We start from the raw sequence: 16,420 nt of genomic DNA on the forward strand, positions 1-16,420 counted from the left end.
ATGGGTATCGTTTCTGTAATTTCTATGTGGTTTATACCGGTTTTAATTGGATTCATATTAATCTATGGCACGTTTAAAAGAATTCCTACATACGAAAGCTTTACCGAAGGGGGAAAGGAAGGCATTAAAATTGCGGTATCCATTATCCCTTTTCTTGTAGGGATGTTAGTTGCCATTTCCGTTTTTCGTGCATCGGGAGCGCTTGATTTTTTGATGGGATTCATTCGACCTGTTCTTGAAGCTATTGGTGTGCCAGCAGAAATCGCACCTCTAGCTTTTATCAGACCTATTTCGGGTACAGCTGCCCTTGGTTTGACAAGTGATCTAATGGCTACGCATGGACCAGATTCTTTTATTGGAAGGCTTGCAGCGACGATTCAAGGTAGTACAGATACGACCTTCTATGTATTGACTGTTTATTTTGGAGCAGTTGGAATCAAAAAAATGGGTGATGCCTTAAAAGTTGGCCTATTAGCTGACCTGGTGGGAATCTCCGCTGCAATTATTGTAGTAACGTTGGTGTTTGGAAAATGAATGAAGTAAGAAGATATCCGTTGATGCGATATCTTTTTCTTTTGCACTTATTGACGGTCAACACTTTGAAAATGACATGACTTATGTCATAATTCAGTAGGAAAGTATTATACTGACACGAACTTACTGAGGTGACATAAATGGAAAGATTGCAAAAAGTGATTGCTCATGCCGGCTTCGCTTCTCGAAGAAAGGCAGAACAGCTCATTATAGATGGACAGGTTAAAGTAAACGGCAAAGTGGTAAAGGAACTAGGGTTAAAGGTTTCACCAACAGATCGAGTAGAAGTAAACGGAATCCCTGTTGAAAAAGAGGAACCGATTTATTTTCTATTTTATAAACCGCGTGGTGTTATCTCTAGTGTAATGGATGATAAGGGTCGAAAGGTTGTTACCGATTTCTTACCTGAATTAAAGCAAAGAGTTTATCCTGTTGGACGTTTGGATTATGATACGTCAGGCTTGATTTTACTAACGAATGACGGAGAATTTGCGAACCTTTTAATGCATCCAAAAAATGAGATTCAAAAGGTATACGTAGCTAAAATAAAAGGAATTCCATCAAGGGAAAAAATTAGAGGTCTAGAACGAGGCGTTCAGTTAGAGGATGGAAAAACTGCACCTGCTAAAGCGAAAGTCATTAGCATTGATAAGAAGAAGCAAACAGCGATTATTGAATTAGCCATTCATGAAGGAAGAAATCGACAAGTTCGTAGAATGTTTGAGGCAATTGGACATCCAGTCATGAAGTTGAAGAGGGAAAGCTATGGTTTTCTAACGTTAAAAGGGCTCAATGTAGGGGATATGCGAGAACTGACGCCTCATGAAGTGAAGCAGCTTCGTGCTTTAGCAACTACGAAACCAAAATGATAAGTAGTTGATTTGTGAATCAATTCACGAAATTACGAAAAATTCATAGAAGTGTCACAGATAATAGGAAAGATAACAATGTGTACATGTTGAAAAATGATATAATGGTGTTAACTTACGTTCATTTTTAGGCAAATCGGAGGGAGTTTTTACATATGAAAAAGCAGCGGTTAATCATTCGAACCGTGATCTTGCTAGTTTTGGGAGCTGCTGTGATTTATACGTTGTATGCCAATTTTACAAAGGATGATAATCCGGAAATTGAAGTAGGTAAAAAAGCGCCTGATTTTGTTCTTACTGACCTGAATGGTGAAAAATACCGCCTCTCAGATTTTGAAGGGAAGGGTGTACTGTTAAATTTCTGGGCAACATGGTGTCCGCCATGTGAGCGGGAAATGCCTTACTTGGAACAACAGTATCAAAATTATAATGATGAAGGTATTCAAGTATTAACAGTAAATGTTGGAGAAGCTACTGTAACTGTAAAAGAGTTTATTGACCGACATAAATTAACTTTTCCAGTACTCAATGATAAAAATCAGGAAGTATTAACAGCTTACGGAGTTGACCCTCTTCCGATTACATTCTTAATAGATAAAGACGGTATTATTAAGAAGATTCATAAGGGAGAAATCATTAACGAAGCTGTAATTGCAGACATGGCCAAAGAGATAAAACCATAAGGGTACGAGGAGTTTTTAGAATGAAGGAAGTAAAATGTGAATGCGGACATGTGAATCCTCATGGAACGGTACTTTGTGAGTCTTGTGGTATTTCATTAATAGAAGAAAAAGCACAAGGAAAGCTCCATGATATGCGTTATGAGGGGAGTGCCCGCCGATCACAAACTTATAATAAAACGATTATCGATAAAATTTGGAACTTTTTCTCATCTGTTAAGGTTGGAGTTTGGCTGATTGTCGTCACCCTAATTGCTTCGGCACTAGGAACCATTCTTCCACAGGAAATGTATATCCCAACAATCATGACTCCTGCTGAATATTACGAGGATCAATATGGCTGGTTTGGGAAACTTTATTATCAACTCGGGTTTCACAATTTGTATAGCTCATGGTGGTATCTAGTATTAATTGCCTCTATAGGAGTCTCCCTTGTCATTTGTAGTATTGATAGAGTAGTACCTTTATATCGTGCATTAAAGACACAGCGAGTGACGAGACATGAAAGCTTTCTTAAACGTCAACGTCTATTTGGAATTACTGATGCTCAGACCGTAGATGAAACCTTTGAAAAGGTAAAGGAAAATTTAAAAGGTAAGCGTTATAAGATTCGGGAAGAAGATGGAAACATTCTTGCGGAAAAAGGACGATTTTCTCGTTGGGGTCCTTATGTTAATCATTGTGGTTTAATCATCTTTTTAATAGGCGGAATGCTTCGCTTTGTTCCTGGAATGTACATAGACGACATGGTATGGATTCGTGAAGGTGAAACGAAGCTCATACCAGAAACAGATGGTCAATACTATCTCGAAAATAAAGAATTTACTTTAGAAGTGTATGATAAAGAAAAAGATAACAAAGCTTTCAGTGAAGCGATTGAAAATGCGGGAATGGTCGCGAAAAATTATCAATCTGACGTCATTCTTTATAAAAAGGTTGATGATAGTGTTGCAGGAGAAGAGGCTAAGTTAGAGGAAGTTAAGGAATATGACATTCGTGTTAATGAACCTCTTAAATTTGAAGGATTTGCCTTGTATCAGACAGAATATAAATTAGACGAGTTATCCTCGATGTCTTTTAATCTTGTTAAAAAGAGTGATAATGAGCCACTAGGCAATCTGAAAATTGACTTAAATGAGCCTGAAAAGAAATACGATTTAGGAAATGGCTATTCGGTTGAAATTATGAGTTATTTTCCTGATTTTGAATTTAATGATGATGGAGAGCCTAGGACAAAATCAAGGGTCCCGAATAACCCAGCCTTTGTCTTTAAAATGTTAACTCCTGATAAACCAGATGGGGAAATAAGCTTTGTGGCAATTCAACAAACAGTGGAGCCTTTTGGGGATAATGAATACCAAATGAAATTTGCTGGGATTGAAACGAAGGATGTTTCTGGCTTAACAGTACGTAAAGACTCAACGCTCTGGTTCTTTGCTGTAGGCGGCTTTATCTTTATGTTTGGAGTTGCGCAAGGTGCTTATTGGAATCATCGTAGAATCTGGATTAGAAGAAAAGACAATGAAATTTGGGTGTCGGGTCATACGAATAAGAACTGGCATGGTTTAAAGAGAGAAATTGGAATGATATTAGACGGTTCTGGAATTCAAGAACCAAAGGATCAATTGCAGGATGAGTAAAGTCTGTCACTTTCTCATAGTTAGGAGGAAATAGGTTGGCTAATTTGAGTTCAAACCTTTTATTAGTAGCATTTATTCTATATCTAGTTGCCATTCCGTTTTTTGGCGGTGCGATTAGGCAAAAGAAGGGTCTAGAGGAAAAGAAGTCATTCGAAAAGTGGGCTAAAATTGGAATAACCATTACGATTATAGGTTTTCTTTCACAACTAGGTTTTTTCATAACAAGATGGATTGTTGGAGGACATGCGCCTCTTAGTAACATGTTTGAGTATACTGCATTCTTTGGAATGTGCTTAGTTCTTGCGTTTATTTTGATTTATTTTCTTTATAAAACTTCTGTACTCGGTTTGTTTGTATTGCCAATTGCACTTCTTGTCATTGCCTATGCAAGTATGTTTCCGCGAGATATTTCGCCTTTAATACCTGCATTGCAAAGCTATTGGTTACAAATTCACGTTTCTACAGTTGCTTTAGGAGAAGCGATTTTAGCAGTTAGCTTCGGTTCAGGTCTTATCTATTTAGTAAAAGCAATTGACCAGTCCAAACGAAGCAAAAGTACGACTTGGCTAGAAGTTATTATGTATTCCTTTGTTGCCATTATCGGATTTGTCGTGATTACTTCAGGGTTTGCACTTTCAGATTATAAGGCAACCTATAACTATATTGATAAAAACGATGCTGCAGCAACGCTGGAATATTCAATGCCAGCTTTAGTTGGTCCCCATGAATGGGAGCTCGTTAATAAAGGTGACTTTGAACCATTAGTAGAAGTTCCGGCTATTATTAATGCGAAGAAATTGAATACGGTTATTTGGTCACTTGGAGCGGGTCTTGTTCTCTATATTTTAATAAGACTTATCATTCGGAAACGGATTGGAGCGCTTCTTCAACCTTTAACAAAAAATATTAACCTAGATTTAGTTGATGAAATCAGCTACCGTTCCGTATTAATTGGTTTTCCAGTTTTCACGTTAGGTGGACTTGTTTTCGCCATGATATGGGCGCAAATAGCTTGGACGCGCTTCTGGGGTTGGGATCCGAAAGAAGTATGGGCACTTATTACATGGTTGTTCTATGCAGCGTTCTTACATTTACGTCTAGCAAAGGGCTGGCATGGTGAAAAATCAGCATGGTTAGCTGTAATCGGATTTGCGATTATCATGTTTAATCTAATTGCTGTGAACTTGGTGTTAGCTGGATTGCATTCTTACGCTGGTTCTTAATTGAAATCAGCAAGTTGAAAAGGTTTCATCATAGGCCTTCACTTATTGTGAAGGCTTTTTTGAAAAATTATGGGGATAAGCTACTACAAAACAATATTCAATCTTAGGGGGATTGTTATATGGAAAAGGAAGTAAGAATTTTAGTTGTTGATGATGAGGAAAGAATTAGACGTTTATTAAAAATGTATTTAGAAAGAGAAGAATATACGATTGATGAGGCAGAGGATGGAAACGAAGCTCTAGCTAAAGCACTCGCATATGATTACGATGTAATTCTTCTTGATTTAATGATGCCAGGTAAAGACGGGATCGAAGTATGTCGTGAGCTGAGAGAAAAGAAAGCGACACCAGTTATTATGCTGACAGCAAAAGGGGAAGAAGTAAACCGCGTCCAAGGCTTTGAAGTTGGTACAGATGACTATATTGTTAAACCGTTTAGTCCGAGGGAGGTTGTACTTCGTGTTAAAGCGATGTTAAGAAGATCATCTAATACTTCTTATTTTCAAACGGAAACAACAACTAAGGATGTTATTGTATTTCAACATTTAACCATTGATAATGATGCCCATCGCGTGTTAGCTGACGGTAAAGAGGTTGGCTTAACACCGAAAGAATATGAACTCCTATATTTCTTAGCGAAAGCTCCGGATAAAGTGTTTGACCGGGAACAACTTTTAAAAGAAGTTTGGCATTATGAATTCTTTGGGGATTTGAGAACAGTCGATACTCATGTTAAACGTCTTCGCGAAAAGCTTAATAAGGTTTCTGAAGATGCAGCGCGAATGATCGTAACTGTATGGGGAGTCGGTTACAAGTTTGAGGTTATCAATGAATGATGTTCTGGCGTAGTGTTGTTGGAAAGCTATGGTTTACCATTCTATTCCTCGTTTCATTTGTATTGTTCATTTTAACGGTGATGTTACTAGAGTACTTTGAAAACGATCGAATAAATGAAGCTGAAAATAATCTTGAAAAAACAGCGACGCGGATTTCTCATTTTCTCGAGGATCAGGAAGAGAGCATAGGTCTGCAAATTGCGTGGGAACTTCTTGATGATGCGACAGAAGCGATGATCATTTATGATGAAAACGAGTATTTTGCATCGCCAACAATGGAAGAATCCTTTGATTTACCAGTCGATTACTTTTTAAAGGACTCTGAATTGAACAGGGTATTTACAGAAGAGACATCCACGATGAAAATCGCAAGCTTCCCGGTAGAGAATTATGATGAAGATTCTCGATTTTTGATTATTGGTGCTCCGATCCATCTTGAGGACAATAAACACGGTGCTGTTTTTATTATGCAGTCATTACAGGTGCTGAAACAAACTTCTGAGGATACGAAAAAGTTCATTTTATTGGCTGCAGGTGTGGCTTTTGTTCTCACGACTATTTTTGCCTTTTTCTTAGCTACTAGAATTAATGCACCATTGCGGAAGATGAAAGAAGCAGCTACTGAAATAGCGCGTGGAAAGTTTGATACAAAGGTTCCGATTTTAACACACGATGAAATCGGTGAATTAGCTACTGCCTTTAATCAAATGGGAAGACAGCTAAAGTTTAATTTAAATGCACTGAGTCAAGAAAAAGAACAACTCTCAAGTATCCTAAGCAGTATGGTTGATGGAGTTATTACTTTTAACCGTGATGGTACGATTCTAATTACAAATCCACCTGCTGAACGTTTTTTACAAGATTGGTATTTTGAGCAGGATGGAAGAGCAAAAAGTACAGAGGAAGTGCCTACAAAGGTCATGGAGTTGTTCCAGCTCGCTGTAAATACGGAGCAGGAGCAAGTGGGGGAAATTCATGTCCAGGGCCGATTTTGGGTGATTATTGTCAGTCCCCTTTACAATAACAAGTTTATTCGTGGAGCAGTTGCCGTCGTCAGGGACATGACGGAGGAGCGTCAATTGGACAAGCTCCGTCAAGACTTTATCGCAAATGTTTCTCATGAATTAAGAACGCCTATTTCCATGCTTCAAGGTTATAGCGAAGCGATCGTCGATGGAATTGCAGCGACGGAAGATGAGAAAATCGAAATGGCTAGAGTCATCTATGATGAATCATTAAGAATGGGTCGCCTCGTCAATGAGTTATTGGATCTTGCTCGTATGGAAGCTGGTCATATTCAGTTAACGATAAGTGAAATAGAAGTAAAGCCTTATCTAGAACGCATTATTCGCAAATTCCAAGGTCTAGCGAAAGAAAAGGAAATCTATCTTCAAGGGAACTTTGAACGTTTAGAACCGTACTTTGCTTTTGATGGGGATCGAATTGAACAGGTCTTGACGAACTTAATCGATAATGCGATGAGATATACTGAAGATCATGGTACGATAAACGTTACGGCCAATACCGATGAAAAAGGGCTTCATATAGAGGTATTTAATACGGGGATAGGAATTCCTGAAGAAGATTTGCCGTTTGTATTTGAACGCTTTTATAAAAGTGACAAGGCAAGAACAAGAGGAAGTTCAGGAACAGGTCTTGGACTTGCAATTGCCAAAAATATTATCGAAGGACATAAAGGGTATATTACGGTCCAGAGTAAAGCAGGACATGGAACGACATTTTCCTTCTTTATTCCTCGAAATATCCAATAACAACTAGAAATCTGACGACTTATCTTGATTCACAAGGAACATCGAAAAGCGGAGGCGGCTCGCTTAGACCCGACAAGCGCTGGAAGGGCAGGGGATGAAGTCTGAACTTTGACTTCAGTCACTGACCTGAAGCGACCTCGAGGGTCTAGCCGCCGGAGCTAGACAAAACGAAAAGCGGAGAGCGCTCGTTCATCGGCGACAAGCACAAGACGAGCCGACCGGGAGGTTGTTCTTTAACCTCCTGGACGGAATGGCTTGTGACCAAGGAAAAAGTGGTTTTCCTTTTTCGCTCGAGCCGATAGCGCTCGGAGCTGGACAGATCGAAAAGCGCAGGTGGCTTGCTCAGACCCGACAAGCGCTGGAAGGGCAGGGGATGAAGTCTGAACTTTGACTTCAGTCACTAACCTGAAGCGACCTCGAGGGTCTAGCCACCGGAGCTAGACAGAGCGAAAAGCGGAGGCGGTTCGTTCAGACCCGACAAGCACTAGTAAAGCTTTTTCTACCGATAAACAAGAGCGAATATGCACATATGAATTTTTTAATAAAGGTTGGAGTTTTTTCAAAACTTCTTCCTTTTTTTTATAAAAAATACTATAGTTATTATGTGCGTCAATGTAAAAATATAGAAAAATGAGAAAATGTAACTTTTTAAATACAAAATACGACTAATTGGTTGAACGGGGAGGGAAACCAATGGACTCCGTTTTTGATGAACTCTATGAGAAATATCATCATGACGTCTTTCAATTCATCTTTTATATGGTGAAAAATAGAGAACAAGCAGAAGATCTTGTTCAAGAGGTATATATAAGAGTTTTAAAATCATATGAGCGTTTTGAGGGGAAAAGTAGTGAAAAAACATGGCTATTCTCCATTGCTAGAAATGTAGCCATTGACCATTTCCGTAAACAAAAAGGTTGGAAGCAAAAAATAGCGGAGAAGTTTGATTGGACTACTGGTCAAGTGAAGGATGAGAGCCCGATTCCTGAAGAAATTGCTTTGCAAAAAGAAGAAGTGGGCATGATATATCAATGTCTAGACTGTTGTACGGTTGACCAAAGAATGGTCATTATCATGAGGTATATTCAAGAACTGACCATTTCCGAAACAGCTGAGGCTCTAGGATGGACCGAAAGTAAAGTGAAAACGACTCAGCATCGTGCATTAAAAGTGTTGAAAAAGGAAATGGAAGAAAGAATGGCAAAGGAGGAGACAGCTAGTGAAAAGATCAGAGTGGAGCGATGAGCAACTTGAAGATTTATTAAGCAACATGCCGAAAATACAAGACCACCGCGATCCTCGTGATATTTATCAGAATATCACGATTACGATGAATAAAAAGAAGCAACGTAGCTGGGTGGTGCCATCTGTTGCGACTGCTGCAGCCGTTCTCCTCTTTGTTATTCTCGCTCCGAACTTGATGAATTGGAATGATTCGACGTCCAATTCAATGCAAGAAAGTAGTACTGCGCATGACTCGGCCGAACAGCCGCAAATGGAGAAAATGACTGAGAATAGTGAAGACTCAGCGGGTGGGAAAGAAGAAGAAGCGAAAATTTTTACAGAAAATGAAAATGAAGAGAAAATGCAGATGACCTCCATTGAAGAGGAAGAATCGTACACAGCTTTGTATGAGGAGGACATAGCAGAAGGAAATGTCTTCACATATGCTATTCCTGATGAGCAAGGACAAAATATAGTTCCAGTTAGCATTGTTGTACCAAAAGAGGACGGCAAGGAACTATTTGAACAGTATAAAGAAATAATGACGAGCCTTAAAGAAGAAGAGTGGGGATTAAGTGAATTTTATCCACTAAATGCGGAGCTAAGTATAAGTAATAAGAGTATTTTAAATGTTAATGTTCCTACTGATCATTCGTATAGAGATGGTTCTATAAATGCACCGGCTCTTATTCAAGTGTTACAGGACACAGCTAAAACTTTCGGAATAAAGGAAGTATCCTTGTTTACAGAAAATAAGGAAGGAATAGATTTAGGCAATTTAGGAACTGAGAAAATGCTGGATCTTTCAGATGAAAGCAATCATGCTTATTATTTTTATTATCCTGAGACTAAACCAGAACAGCTTTATTTAGTTCCCTTTAGTCAATCCTATAAGAATATTGAAGAAGCCTTTAACGCTATGAAGGAAAATATCGCTATGGGATTGAATGCTTCAATTCCACAAGATATTAATATAGAAGAAATCAAATCTGCAGACGAAGATATTCTTAATTTAAAGTTCAATGAGGATTCGAAAATTGCTAATGAACCTTCCTTTATTCATACAATCGAAGCGATTTTATTAACGGCAAAAGACTTTGATTTTGAAAAAGTAATCATTCAATACAATAAATTAGATAAAATTGGGAAATTCAATATGAATGAAGAAATAGATGTTCCTGTTGCTCCGAACAAAATGGAAATATTAAATTAAGACCAGCATTATTGCTGGTCTTTTTCATTTATTAAATTTTCATTTCAATTAGATGTCAAAAGATGTTGAAAAATGATTTTGTAGATCTACTGCAAAAGTAGCTCAATAGCAGGATTTACCTGCAAAAGAGTAACTTTTTGTATAAAAAATCAAATGTAATCCAAATAATAACAAATGTGTCTTTAAAAGACATAAAAAAACAAAGAAATCCTTATAAGACAAGAAATGATAAAGGTTTTGACAGGTTTTTCATTTTACTCCGCCTAATTCGTGGTTCTAACAAAGTACAGGCTGTCATATCGTGTAACAGAAAGCTCAAATTAAGGAGGATTCTTATGAGAGACTTTATAAAACGTTTATTGATTGCGGGTATAATGGCGTTGTTTATTAGCCTACTTTTTATAGGAGTAAAATATCCACAAGCTGCTACGAATGATTTGCAAGCAGCAGCTGACCACTGGATGTGGCCAGCAGACGGAGTAATCACGGATACGTTTGGAACGCGAGGCGGAAAGCATTACGGTATCGATATAGCCGCAGGACTTGGCACACCAATTTATTCAGTTGACGAAGGCGTCGTGACAAGATCGTATCATTCTAGCTCGTATGGGAATGTAGTCTTTGTGAAACATCCTAATCGTTTTGAGACGGTGTACGCGCACTTAAGTAAAAGGAGTGTAAAGGAAGGCCAAACTGTTAAACAGGGAGATATCATAGGTGAGATGGGGAGCACTGGAAGATCAACGGGTGTTCATCTACATTTTGAAGTACATAAAAATGAATGGACTGTAGGGAAGGAAAATGCACTTAACCCTGTAGCTGTCCTTGGGGATGTAGGCAAAGGGGCACACGTCCAAGCGATGAAAGAAGTAAAGGATGAAGCTCAGGTTGCAGGTGTGATGGATAATGGTCAAGTAGCAGGTGTAAAGGAAACGGGAGATGAATCAATAGCTTCAGCAGAAAAAACTATAACCGTAGACTCTCTTGCAAAATACTTACCTGAAAGCGATTATCTACTTGTAATGGGAGATAGTGAAAAAACGATTATGAGTCTGCAAAATGATAATGAAGCAGAGTCTGAAGATATAACTTATAAGGTTGAAAAAGGCGATACTTTATGGGAGATTGCAGAAGAATATGAAACGTCTGTTGGCCTGATTATGGTATCTAATCAGTTAGAAGATGACCTAATCGTGCCTGACCAAGAATTGGTCATAAAACCTTTATCTACGGATAGCTATGTTGTTCATGCTGGTGATTCTTTATCTACTATAGCGAAACATTTGAATACAACCGTTCAAGATCTGAAGGAAATAAATCAACTAAATTCAGATGTCATTCAGCCGCAACAGGTGCTAAAAATTAATGTGAATGAATAAAAAATCGGAGGAATATTTCCTCCGACCCTGTAGGCTTTATAAATGAATTCGATTTAATAACACAATATCGTCAAGCTTTTGCAATAGAGCAAGTGATGCATCGTCAAGTGGTTTGTCAAAAGAAAGTACCATGATCGCCTCTCCCCCAGCACTTTTGCGTCCAACCTGCATCGTAGCGATATTGATGGATTGGTCACCTAGAATTTTTCCGACACGACCAATTACACCTGGACGGTCCATATGCTGAACATAGAGGAGATTGCCTTCAGGAAGAAAATCAATATTAAATCCATTCATAAAGACGATTCGTGGACCGTAATGATCGATATAAGTCCCTCTAATTGTAAATTGTCTATCTTCAACTTTTGCTGTCACGGTAATGCTGTTCGCGTAGCCAAAGGCATCGGTAGAAATTTTTTCACCAACTGTAATTGCTCGTTCCTTTGCTGTTAAAAGGGCATTGACTTCATTGACATGGACATCGATCCGGTTTTTGAAAAATCCTGATAACAATGCTTTAGTTAGGTAAGATGTTTCTAGTTCAGTAACACTTCCGGCATAATTGATGGAAAGTTCATGAACTCCTTCTTTTACGCATTGTGATAAAATCACGCCAATTTGTTTCGATAAGTTATGGAACGGGCGAATCTTTTCATAAATATCTGTTGATATCGCTGGAAGATTAATAGAGTTAGATACAGGCTTATCCTCAAAATAAGTTCTGACCTCTTTTGCTACTTGTGTCGCCACATTTAATTGAGCTTCTTTTGTAGAAGCTCCCAAGTGTGGAGTCACGATTACGTTGTCATATTTAAAAAGGGGATGTTCACCTGGAGGCTCTACTTCAAACACATCTATTGCCGCGCCGCCGATATGACCATTGCCAATGTATGCTGCTAACGCTTGTTCATCTATGATGCCTCCGCGCGCGCAATTTAGGAAATAGACACCTTTTTTCGTTTTCTTAATCGCTTCTTCATTAATTAATCCTTTTGTTTCTGCAGTTAAAGGAGTATGAACTGTAATGATATCTGCTTGTTCTAGTATTTGATCAAGTGTACAGCTTTGGACATTCAGATTTTTTGCTCTTTCTTTTGTAAGAAATGGATCAAAAACGAGAACATTCATCCCAAAAACCTTCGCCCGTTTGGCAATTTCAGAACCGATTCTCCCTAATCCTACAATCCCTAATGCTTTTCCAAACAATTCTTGACCTACAAACGCATTTCTTTTCCATTCCAAATTTTTTACAGAACCATGTGCTTGGGGGATGTTTCTCATAAGCGCTGCCATCATGGCAAAGGTATGCTCTGCTGTTGAAATGGTATTTCCATCTGGAGCGTTTACAACAACGATGCCTCGCTTGGTTGCTGCAGCAACGTCTATATTATCAACGCCAACGCCAGCCCTTGCGATGATTTTGAGTTGAGGCATTTTTTCTAGAAGCTCTTCTGTCACAGTAGTGGCGCTTCTGACGAGAATGGCGTCCATTTTTTCTAAATCAACGTCTGGGTCTGTTACTTTTTTCTCAATAAGAACTGCATCCGGGTATTCTAAAAGAGGTTGGAGGCCTTCTGCGTTTATCGCATCGGCAACTAGAACTTGATACATTTGAACATCTCCCAATTAAGTAGTAATTTTCTGATTATTGTACAAAACGAATATTCTTCTGTCAATTCTCTTTACACAAAAATGTTCAAATATTAACTAAAATAACGAACGTTTTTTAAATTTATGTTTAAAATACAGTATAAATTACCATATATTAAAATGTGATCTATTCTAAAATGTTCGGATTATTTCAGGTTACCGTGGTTCATTCTCAAATGCACACATCAAATAAAAAAACGTAGGCCACTATGACCTACGTTTTATTTGTTATCTTATCTGTTGTTAAAAATATTTGTTAATACAGGAACAATTTGTTTCTTACGAGATACAACACCTTTTAGAAGTGCTGTGTTATTTTCAAGTTTTACGTTATAAGCTTCTTCAACAGCATCTGTCGCACGTCCAAGAGCAAGAGCAGTGGAGTCGCTATTTAAAATATCCGTTACAACAAATACAAATAAATCAAGGTTTTTCGCATCAATGACCTTTTGAAGAGCTACTTCGAGTTCGCTTTGTCTTGAAAGAACATCCTGAACGTCAACAGCGTTTACTTGAGCTACTTCAACCTTGCTGTTCCCCATTTGGAATTCTTTTGCATCAAGAGAGATAAGTTGCTCAATTGTTTTATCGCGTAAATCTGCCCCAGCTTTTAGCATCTCTAGTCCATACTGTTGTGCATCTACGCCAGCGATTTCAGCAAGCTCACGAGCTGCTTCCGCGTCTTCGTTTGTGCATGTTGGAGATTTGAATAGTAAAGAGTCAGAAATAATAGCAGAAAGCATTAATCCAGCGATATTCTTTTCAATTTCAATCCCGTTTTCTTTATAAATCTTCTTTAAAATAGTTGCCGTACAACCTACTGGCTCAGCGCGATAGTATAAGGGATCGCTTGTTTCAAAGTTAGCAATGCGGTGATGGTCAATGACCTCTAATACTTTTACTTGGTCAATGTCGTCAGCACTTTGTTGACGTTCGTTATGGTCAACTAAAATAACTTCTTTTGCTTCAGCAGCTACTGCTTGAACTAAGCGAGGAGCTTCGGCGTTAAATGTTTTTAAAGCATATTCTGTTTCTCCGTTTAAGTCACCTAAACGAACTGGCTCTGCATTCCACCCAAGTTTATTCTTAAGGTCTGCATAGGCAATCGCAGAACAAATTGTGTCTGTGTCAGGATTTTTATGTCCGAATACAAGTACTTTTTCCATTTTCTCACCTTCTAAAATTAGTTTTCTTTTGTAAGAATAACTTTTATTCTATGATAAATTTTACTATATTAATTTACCATAAAACCGGCCTAGAAAACAAAATTATATGGCGGCCAAAACGTATTTCTTCACAAAAAAATAATCGTAGGGTATAATTGAAACTGTAATTTAATATTGATCTATCTTCGGGGCAGGGTGTAATTCCCGACCGGCGGTGATGAGAGTATGTCTCTAAGCCCGCGAGCCAATTATAAGTGGATAATGTATTTTCACAGGATATTAGTACGAATCAAGTGAAATACTATTATCGCTTTGGCAGGATTTGGTTAAATTCCAAAGCCGACAGTATAGTCTGGATGGGAGAAGATGGAGGTTCTGCAGACGTTCAAAAGAATAGTAATTTGAATGTTTATTAAGCGTGCCTGAATTTTTTCTCCCTCAAGTTTACTTGAGGGAGTTTGTCGTTTAAAGGATTTTTTCTTGTGCGACAATTCACAGGTGCCTTAAGCTTGCTGAACCTTTCTTCTTTAGGAGAGATGGATCCTAAAAAGGAGAGAGGAAAATGAAAAGTTTCAACGTTAAGGCTTTAGTTTCAATTGGAATGTTGAGCAGCATTGGATTTGTTTTAATGCTCTTAAACTTTCCACTGCCACCATTTCCAAAATTTCTAATGGTGGATTTTAGTGACATCCCAGCACTGATTGCAGCGCTAATTTTTGGTCCGGTAGCGGGTATATTAGTAGAATTCTTTAAGAATTTATTGGACTATATTTTCTCAAGCAGTGATACCGGGATTCCAGTAGGGCATCTTTCGAATTTTGTCGCAGGGATACTGTTTATTGTTCCAACTTACTTTATTTATGAGAAGTTGAAAACGAAAAAAGGAATGACATATGCTTTAGTTGCAGGTACACTGATCATGGCAATTGTCATGAGTGTGTTAAATTATTTTGTGTTCCTACCTTTGTACACGCTATTTATGGGCTTCCCAGCAATGACTGGAGCTGAAACAAGACAAATGATTGTGGCAGGGATCCTTCCTTTTAATATCGTAAAAGGGATCATCATCTCAATCGTATTCATTCTTTTATTTAGCCGAATGAGTACATGGATAGGAAAGCAAAGAGCATATCGTGTTTAATATAAAAGGAAAATAAGATATATTTATGAATTATGTTATTTTGGGGCGTATCTAGCATTTGCTGATATGCCTTTTTTTATGCCACTTAATATAGGTTCTGTTTGATTTCAAGAGGCCTCTTGACAGAAATTACAAAATAATATTATGATACAAAAAAAAGACCGATTGTTCTTTTTTTAGGAGGAGGTTAGCGTGAACAAAGGAGAAAGAACCAAACGTTTTATCATTGAACATTCATCCGCTTTATTCAATAAACTTGGCTATAGGCATACCTCAATTTCTGATATTATGACTGCTACCGGTCTTAAGAAGGGGGGAATCTATAACCATTTTCAAAACAAAGATGTTTTGGCGAAGGCATCATTTTCCCATTCAGTTAACGTATTAAGAAATAAATACTTAGAAGCCGTTAATTCAAAAGATACTTCATATGAACAATTTGATGCTTTTATTGAGGTGTTCAGATCTTTGTTTTCTAACAATGTTCTTGTAGGGGGCTGTCCTTTAATGAATGCTGCAATTGAAGCTGATGACACTCCGATTGATTTTGAGGACTCTATAAAAGAAGGGTTTACAGGTTTAGTAACGTTGATTTCAGGAATTATTGAAAAAGGGAAACTTCAAAATGAAATCAAGGGTGACATTGAGGTAGTAGACACAGCTAAATTTATCCTTTCCACCCTTGAGGGAGCTTTAGCTTTAAGTCGATTGTATCAGGATAAGGACTATTTAGAACTAGCGATTAAGCAGATAAAAAAATTACTTTTCATTTAAGTGATTTTTTTTAGCTCAAAAAAAGACCGATTGGTTTTATTTATTGAAAATCTAAAATTGGATGGGGATATTGAATGGATAAGTATTTGAAAATTAATGATTATAAAAAGATTTCTCTTCCTCCTGTTGGAAAACTAATTGGATTTTACCCGGTTGAGGTTAAAAGTGGTGAAGCTCTATTCAGATTAGAGACAAAGCAAGAACATTTTAACCCTATGGGAACTGTACATGGTGGGATTCTTTGTGATCTCGCAGACGCGGCTATGGAATCGCTTTTGCAACATTATTGGAGGAAAATGAGTCCTTTACAACAATAGAA

Annotated in this window: 15 protein-coding genes and 1 riboswitch; of the genes, 13 read left to right on the forward strand and 2 right to left on the reverse strand. The window is 37.9% G+C overall.

All coding sequences use genetic code 11. From position 1 onward, the window contains the following. The 10 genes from FAR12_RS12825 (at nt 1) to FAR12_RS12870 (ending at nt 11,370) form a co-directional block, all read left to right on the forward strand. Complete coding sequence (locus FAR12_RS12825; protein WP_126409056.1) at nt 1–534, forward strand: spore maturation protein; 534 nt, start codon at nt 1–3, stop codon at nt 532–534. Between the two features lie 140 nt (nt 535–674). Continuing rightward, a complete protein-coding gene (gene rluB, locus FAR12_RS12830; protein ID WP_126409057.1) occupies nt 675–1,403 on the forward strand; it encodes a 23S rRNA pseudouridine(2605) synthase RluB in 729 nt (242 codons plus the stop codon). A gap of 155 nt (nt 1,404–1,558) precedes the next feature. After that, nucleotides 1,559–2,086, forward strand: coding sequence for a thiol-disulfide oxidoreductase ResA (gene resA / locus FAR12_RS12835; protein ID WP_126409058.1), 528 nt, complete (start codon nt 1,559–1,561; stop codon nt 2,084–2,086). A gap of 20 nt (nt 2,087–2,106) precedes the next feature. Next, nucleotides 2,107–3,723 carry a cytochrome c biogenesis protein ResB gene (resB, locus tag FAR12_RS12840; protein WP_126409059.1) on the forward strand — a complete coding sequence of 539 codons (1,617 nt, stop codon included), beginning with the start codon at nt 2,107–2,109 and terminating at the stop codon, nt 3,721–3,723. A gap of 35 nt (nt 3,724–3,758) precedes the next feature. Beyond that, a complete protein-coding gene (gene ccsB / locus FAR12_RS12845; RefSeq protein ID WP_126409060.1) occupies nt 3,759–4,946 on the forward strand; it encodes a c-type cytochrome biogenesis protein CcsB in 1,188 nt (395 codons plus the stop codon). A 119-nt stretch (nt 4,947–5,065) separates the two neighbouring features. Then, nucleotides 5,066–5,782, forward strand: coding sequence for a response regulator transcription factor (locus tag FAR12_RS12850; RefSeq protein ID WP_126409061.1), 717 nt, complete (start codon nt 5,066–5,068; stop codon nt 5,780–5,782). Further along, the gene (locus FAR12_RS12855; protein ID WP_126409062.1) at nt 5,779–7,554 is read left to right on the forward strand and encodes an ATP-binding protein; all 1,776 of its coding nucleotides are present in this window, start codon (nt 5,779–5,781) and stop codon (nt 7,552–7,554) included. The genes FAR12_RS12850 and FAR12_RS12855 overlap by 4 nt, the downstream gene beginning before the upstream one ends. 693 nt (nt 7,555–8,247) lie before the next feature. Next, on the forward strand, nt 8,248–8,799 hold the full coding sequence (sigX, locus tag FAR12_RS12860) for an RNA polymerase sigma factor SigX (RefSeq protein ID WP_126409063.1): 552 nt from the start codon (nt 8,248–8,250) through the stop codon (nt 8,797–8,799). After that, complete coding sequence (locus FAR12_RS12865) at nt 8,774–9,991, forward strand: GerMN domain-containing protein (protein WP_126409064.1); 1,218 nt, start codon at nt 8,774–8,776, stop codon at nt 9,989–9,991. Before sigX ends, FAR12_RS12865 begins: the two co-directional genes overlap by 26 nt. A 335-nt stretch (nt 9,992–10,326) precedes the next feature. Next, nucleotides 10,327–11,370: a M23 family metallopeptidase gene (locus FAR12_RS12870; RefSeq protein ID WP_126409065.1), complete on the forward strand. Its 1,044-nt coding sequence runs from the start codon at nt 10,327–10,329 to the stop codon at nt 11,368–11,370. A 36-nt stretch (nt 11,371–11,406) separates the two neighbouring features. On the opposite strand, the gene serA is transcribed toward FAR12_RS12870, so the two are convergent. Together serA and FAR12_RS12880 are read right to left on the reverse strand one after the other, a co-directional pair. After that, the gene (gene serA, locus FAR12_RS12875) at nt 11,407–12,981 is read right to left on the reverse strand and encodes a phosphoglycerate dehydrogenase (RefSeq protein ID WP_126409066.1); all 1,575 of its coding nucleotides are present in this window, start codon (nt 12,979–12,981) and stop codon (nt 11,407–11,409) included. 272 nt (nt 12,982–13,253) lie between these two features. After that, on the reverse strand, nt 13,254–14,186 hold the full coding sequence (locus tag FAR12_RS12880) for a manganese-dependent inorganic pyrophosphatase (protein WP_126409067.1): 933 nt from the start codon (nt 14,184–14,186) through the stop codon (nt 13,254–13,256). Nucleotides 14,187–14,363: 177 nt separating this feature from the next. After that, nucleotides 14,364–14,558: riboswitch (FMN riboswitch) on the forward strand. Between the two features lie 190 nt (nt 14,559–14,748). On the opposite strand from FAR12_RS12880, the gene FAR12_RS12885 reads away from it, so the two are divergent. From FAR12_RS12885 to FAR12_RS23830, 3 genes are all read left to right on the forward strand, one after another. Further along, on the forward strand, nt 14,749–15,327 hold the full coding sequence (locus FAR12_RS12885) for an ECF transporter S component (protein ID WP_126409068.1): 579 nt from the start codon (nt 14,749–14,751) through the stop codon (nt 15,325–15,327). A gap of 192 nt (nt 15,328–15,519) precedes the next feature. After that, nucleotides 15,520–16,101 carry a TetR/AcrR family transcriptional regulator gene (locus FAR12_RS12890; protein WP_126409069.1) on the forward strand — a complete coding sequence of 194 codons (582 nt, stop codon included), beginning with the start codon at nt 15,520–15,522 and terminating at the stop codon, nt 16,099–16,101. A gap of 74 nt (nt 16,102–16,175) precedes the next feature. After that, nucleotides 16,176–16,418, forward strand: coding sequence for a PaaI family thioesterase (locus FAR12_RS23830; protein ID WP_246010387.1), 243 nt, complete (start codon nt 16,176–16,178; stop codon nt 16,416–16,418). The last annotated feature ends 2 nt before the right edge of the window (nt 16,419–16,420 follow it).

The organism is Bacillus yapensis (assembly GCF_005280205.1).
Taxonomy (GTDB): Bacteria; Bacillota; Bacilli; order Bacillales; family Cytobacillaceae; genus Robertmurraya; species Robertmurraya yapensis.

Bases quoted from the DNA above. Each gene is read 5' to 3' on its own strand.
- FAR12_RS23830 (WP_246010387.1), top strand. From the start codon at position 16,176: ATGGATAAGTATTTGAAAATTAATGATTATAAAAAGATTTCTCTTCCT.
- FAR12_RS12850 (WP_126409061.1), top strand. From the start codon at position 5,066: ATGGAAAAGGAAGTAAGAATTTTAGTTGTTGATGATGAGGAAAGAATT.
- FAR12_RS12855 (WP_126409062.1), top strand. From the start codon at position 5,779: ATGATGTTCTGGCGTAGTGTTGTTGGAAAGCTATGGTTTACCATTCTA.
- FAR12_RS12825 (WP_126409056.1), top strand. From the start codon at position 1: ATGGGTATCGTTTCTGTAATTTCTATGTGGTTTATACCGGTTTTAATT.
- resA (WP_126409058.1), top strand. From the start codon at position 1,559: ATGAAAAAGCAGCGGTTAATCATTCGAACCGTGATCTTGCTAGTTTTG.
- FAR12_RS12880 (WP_126409067.1), bottom strand. From the start codon at position 14,186: ATGGAAAAAGTACTTGTATTCGGACATAAAAATCCTGACACAGACACA.
- sigX (WP_126409063.1), top strand. From the start codon at position 8,248: ATGGACTCCGTTTTTGATGAACTCTATGAGAAATATCATCATGACGTC.
- resB (WP_126409059.1), top strand. From the start codon at position 2,107: ATGAAGGAAGTAAAATGTGAATGCGGACATGTGAATCCTCATGGAACG.
- rluB (WP_126409057.1), top strand. From the start codon at position 675: ATGGAAAGATTGCAAAAAGTGATTGCTCATGCCGGCTTCGCTTCTCGA.
- FAR12_RS12870 (WP_126409065.1), top strand. From the start codon at position 10,327: ATGAGAGACTTTATAAAACGTTTATTGATTGCGGGTATAATGGCGTTG.
- serA (WP_126409066.1), bottom strand. From the start codon at position 12,981: ATGTATCAAGTTCTAGTTGCCGATGCGATAAACGCAGAAGGCCTCCAA.
- FAR12_RS12885 (WP_126409068.1), top strand. From the start codon at position 14,749: ATGAAAAGTTTCAACGTTAAGGCTTTAGTTTCAATTGGAATGTTGAGC.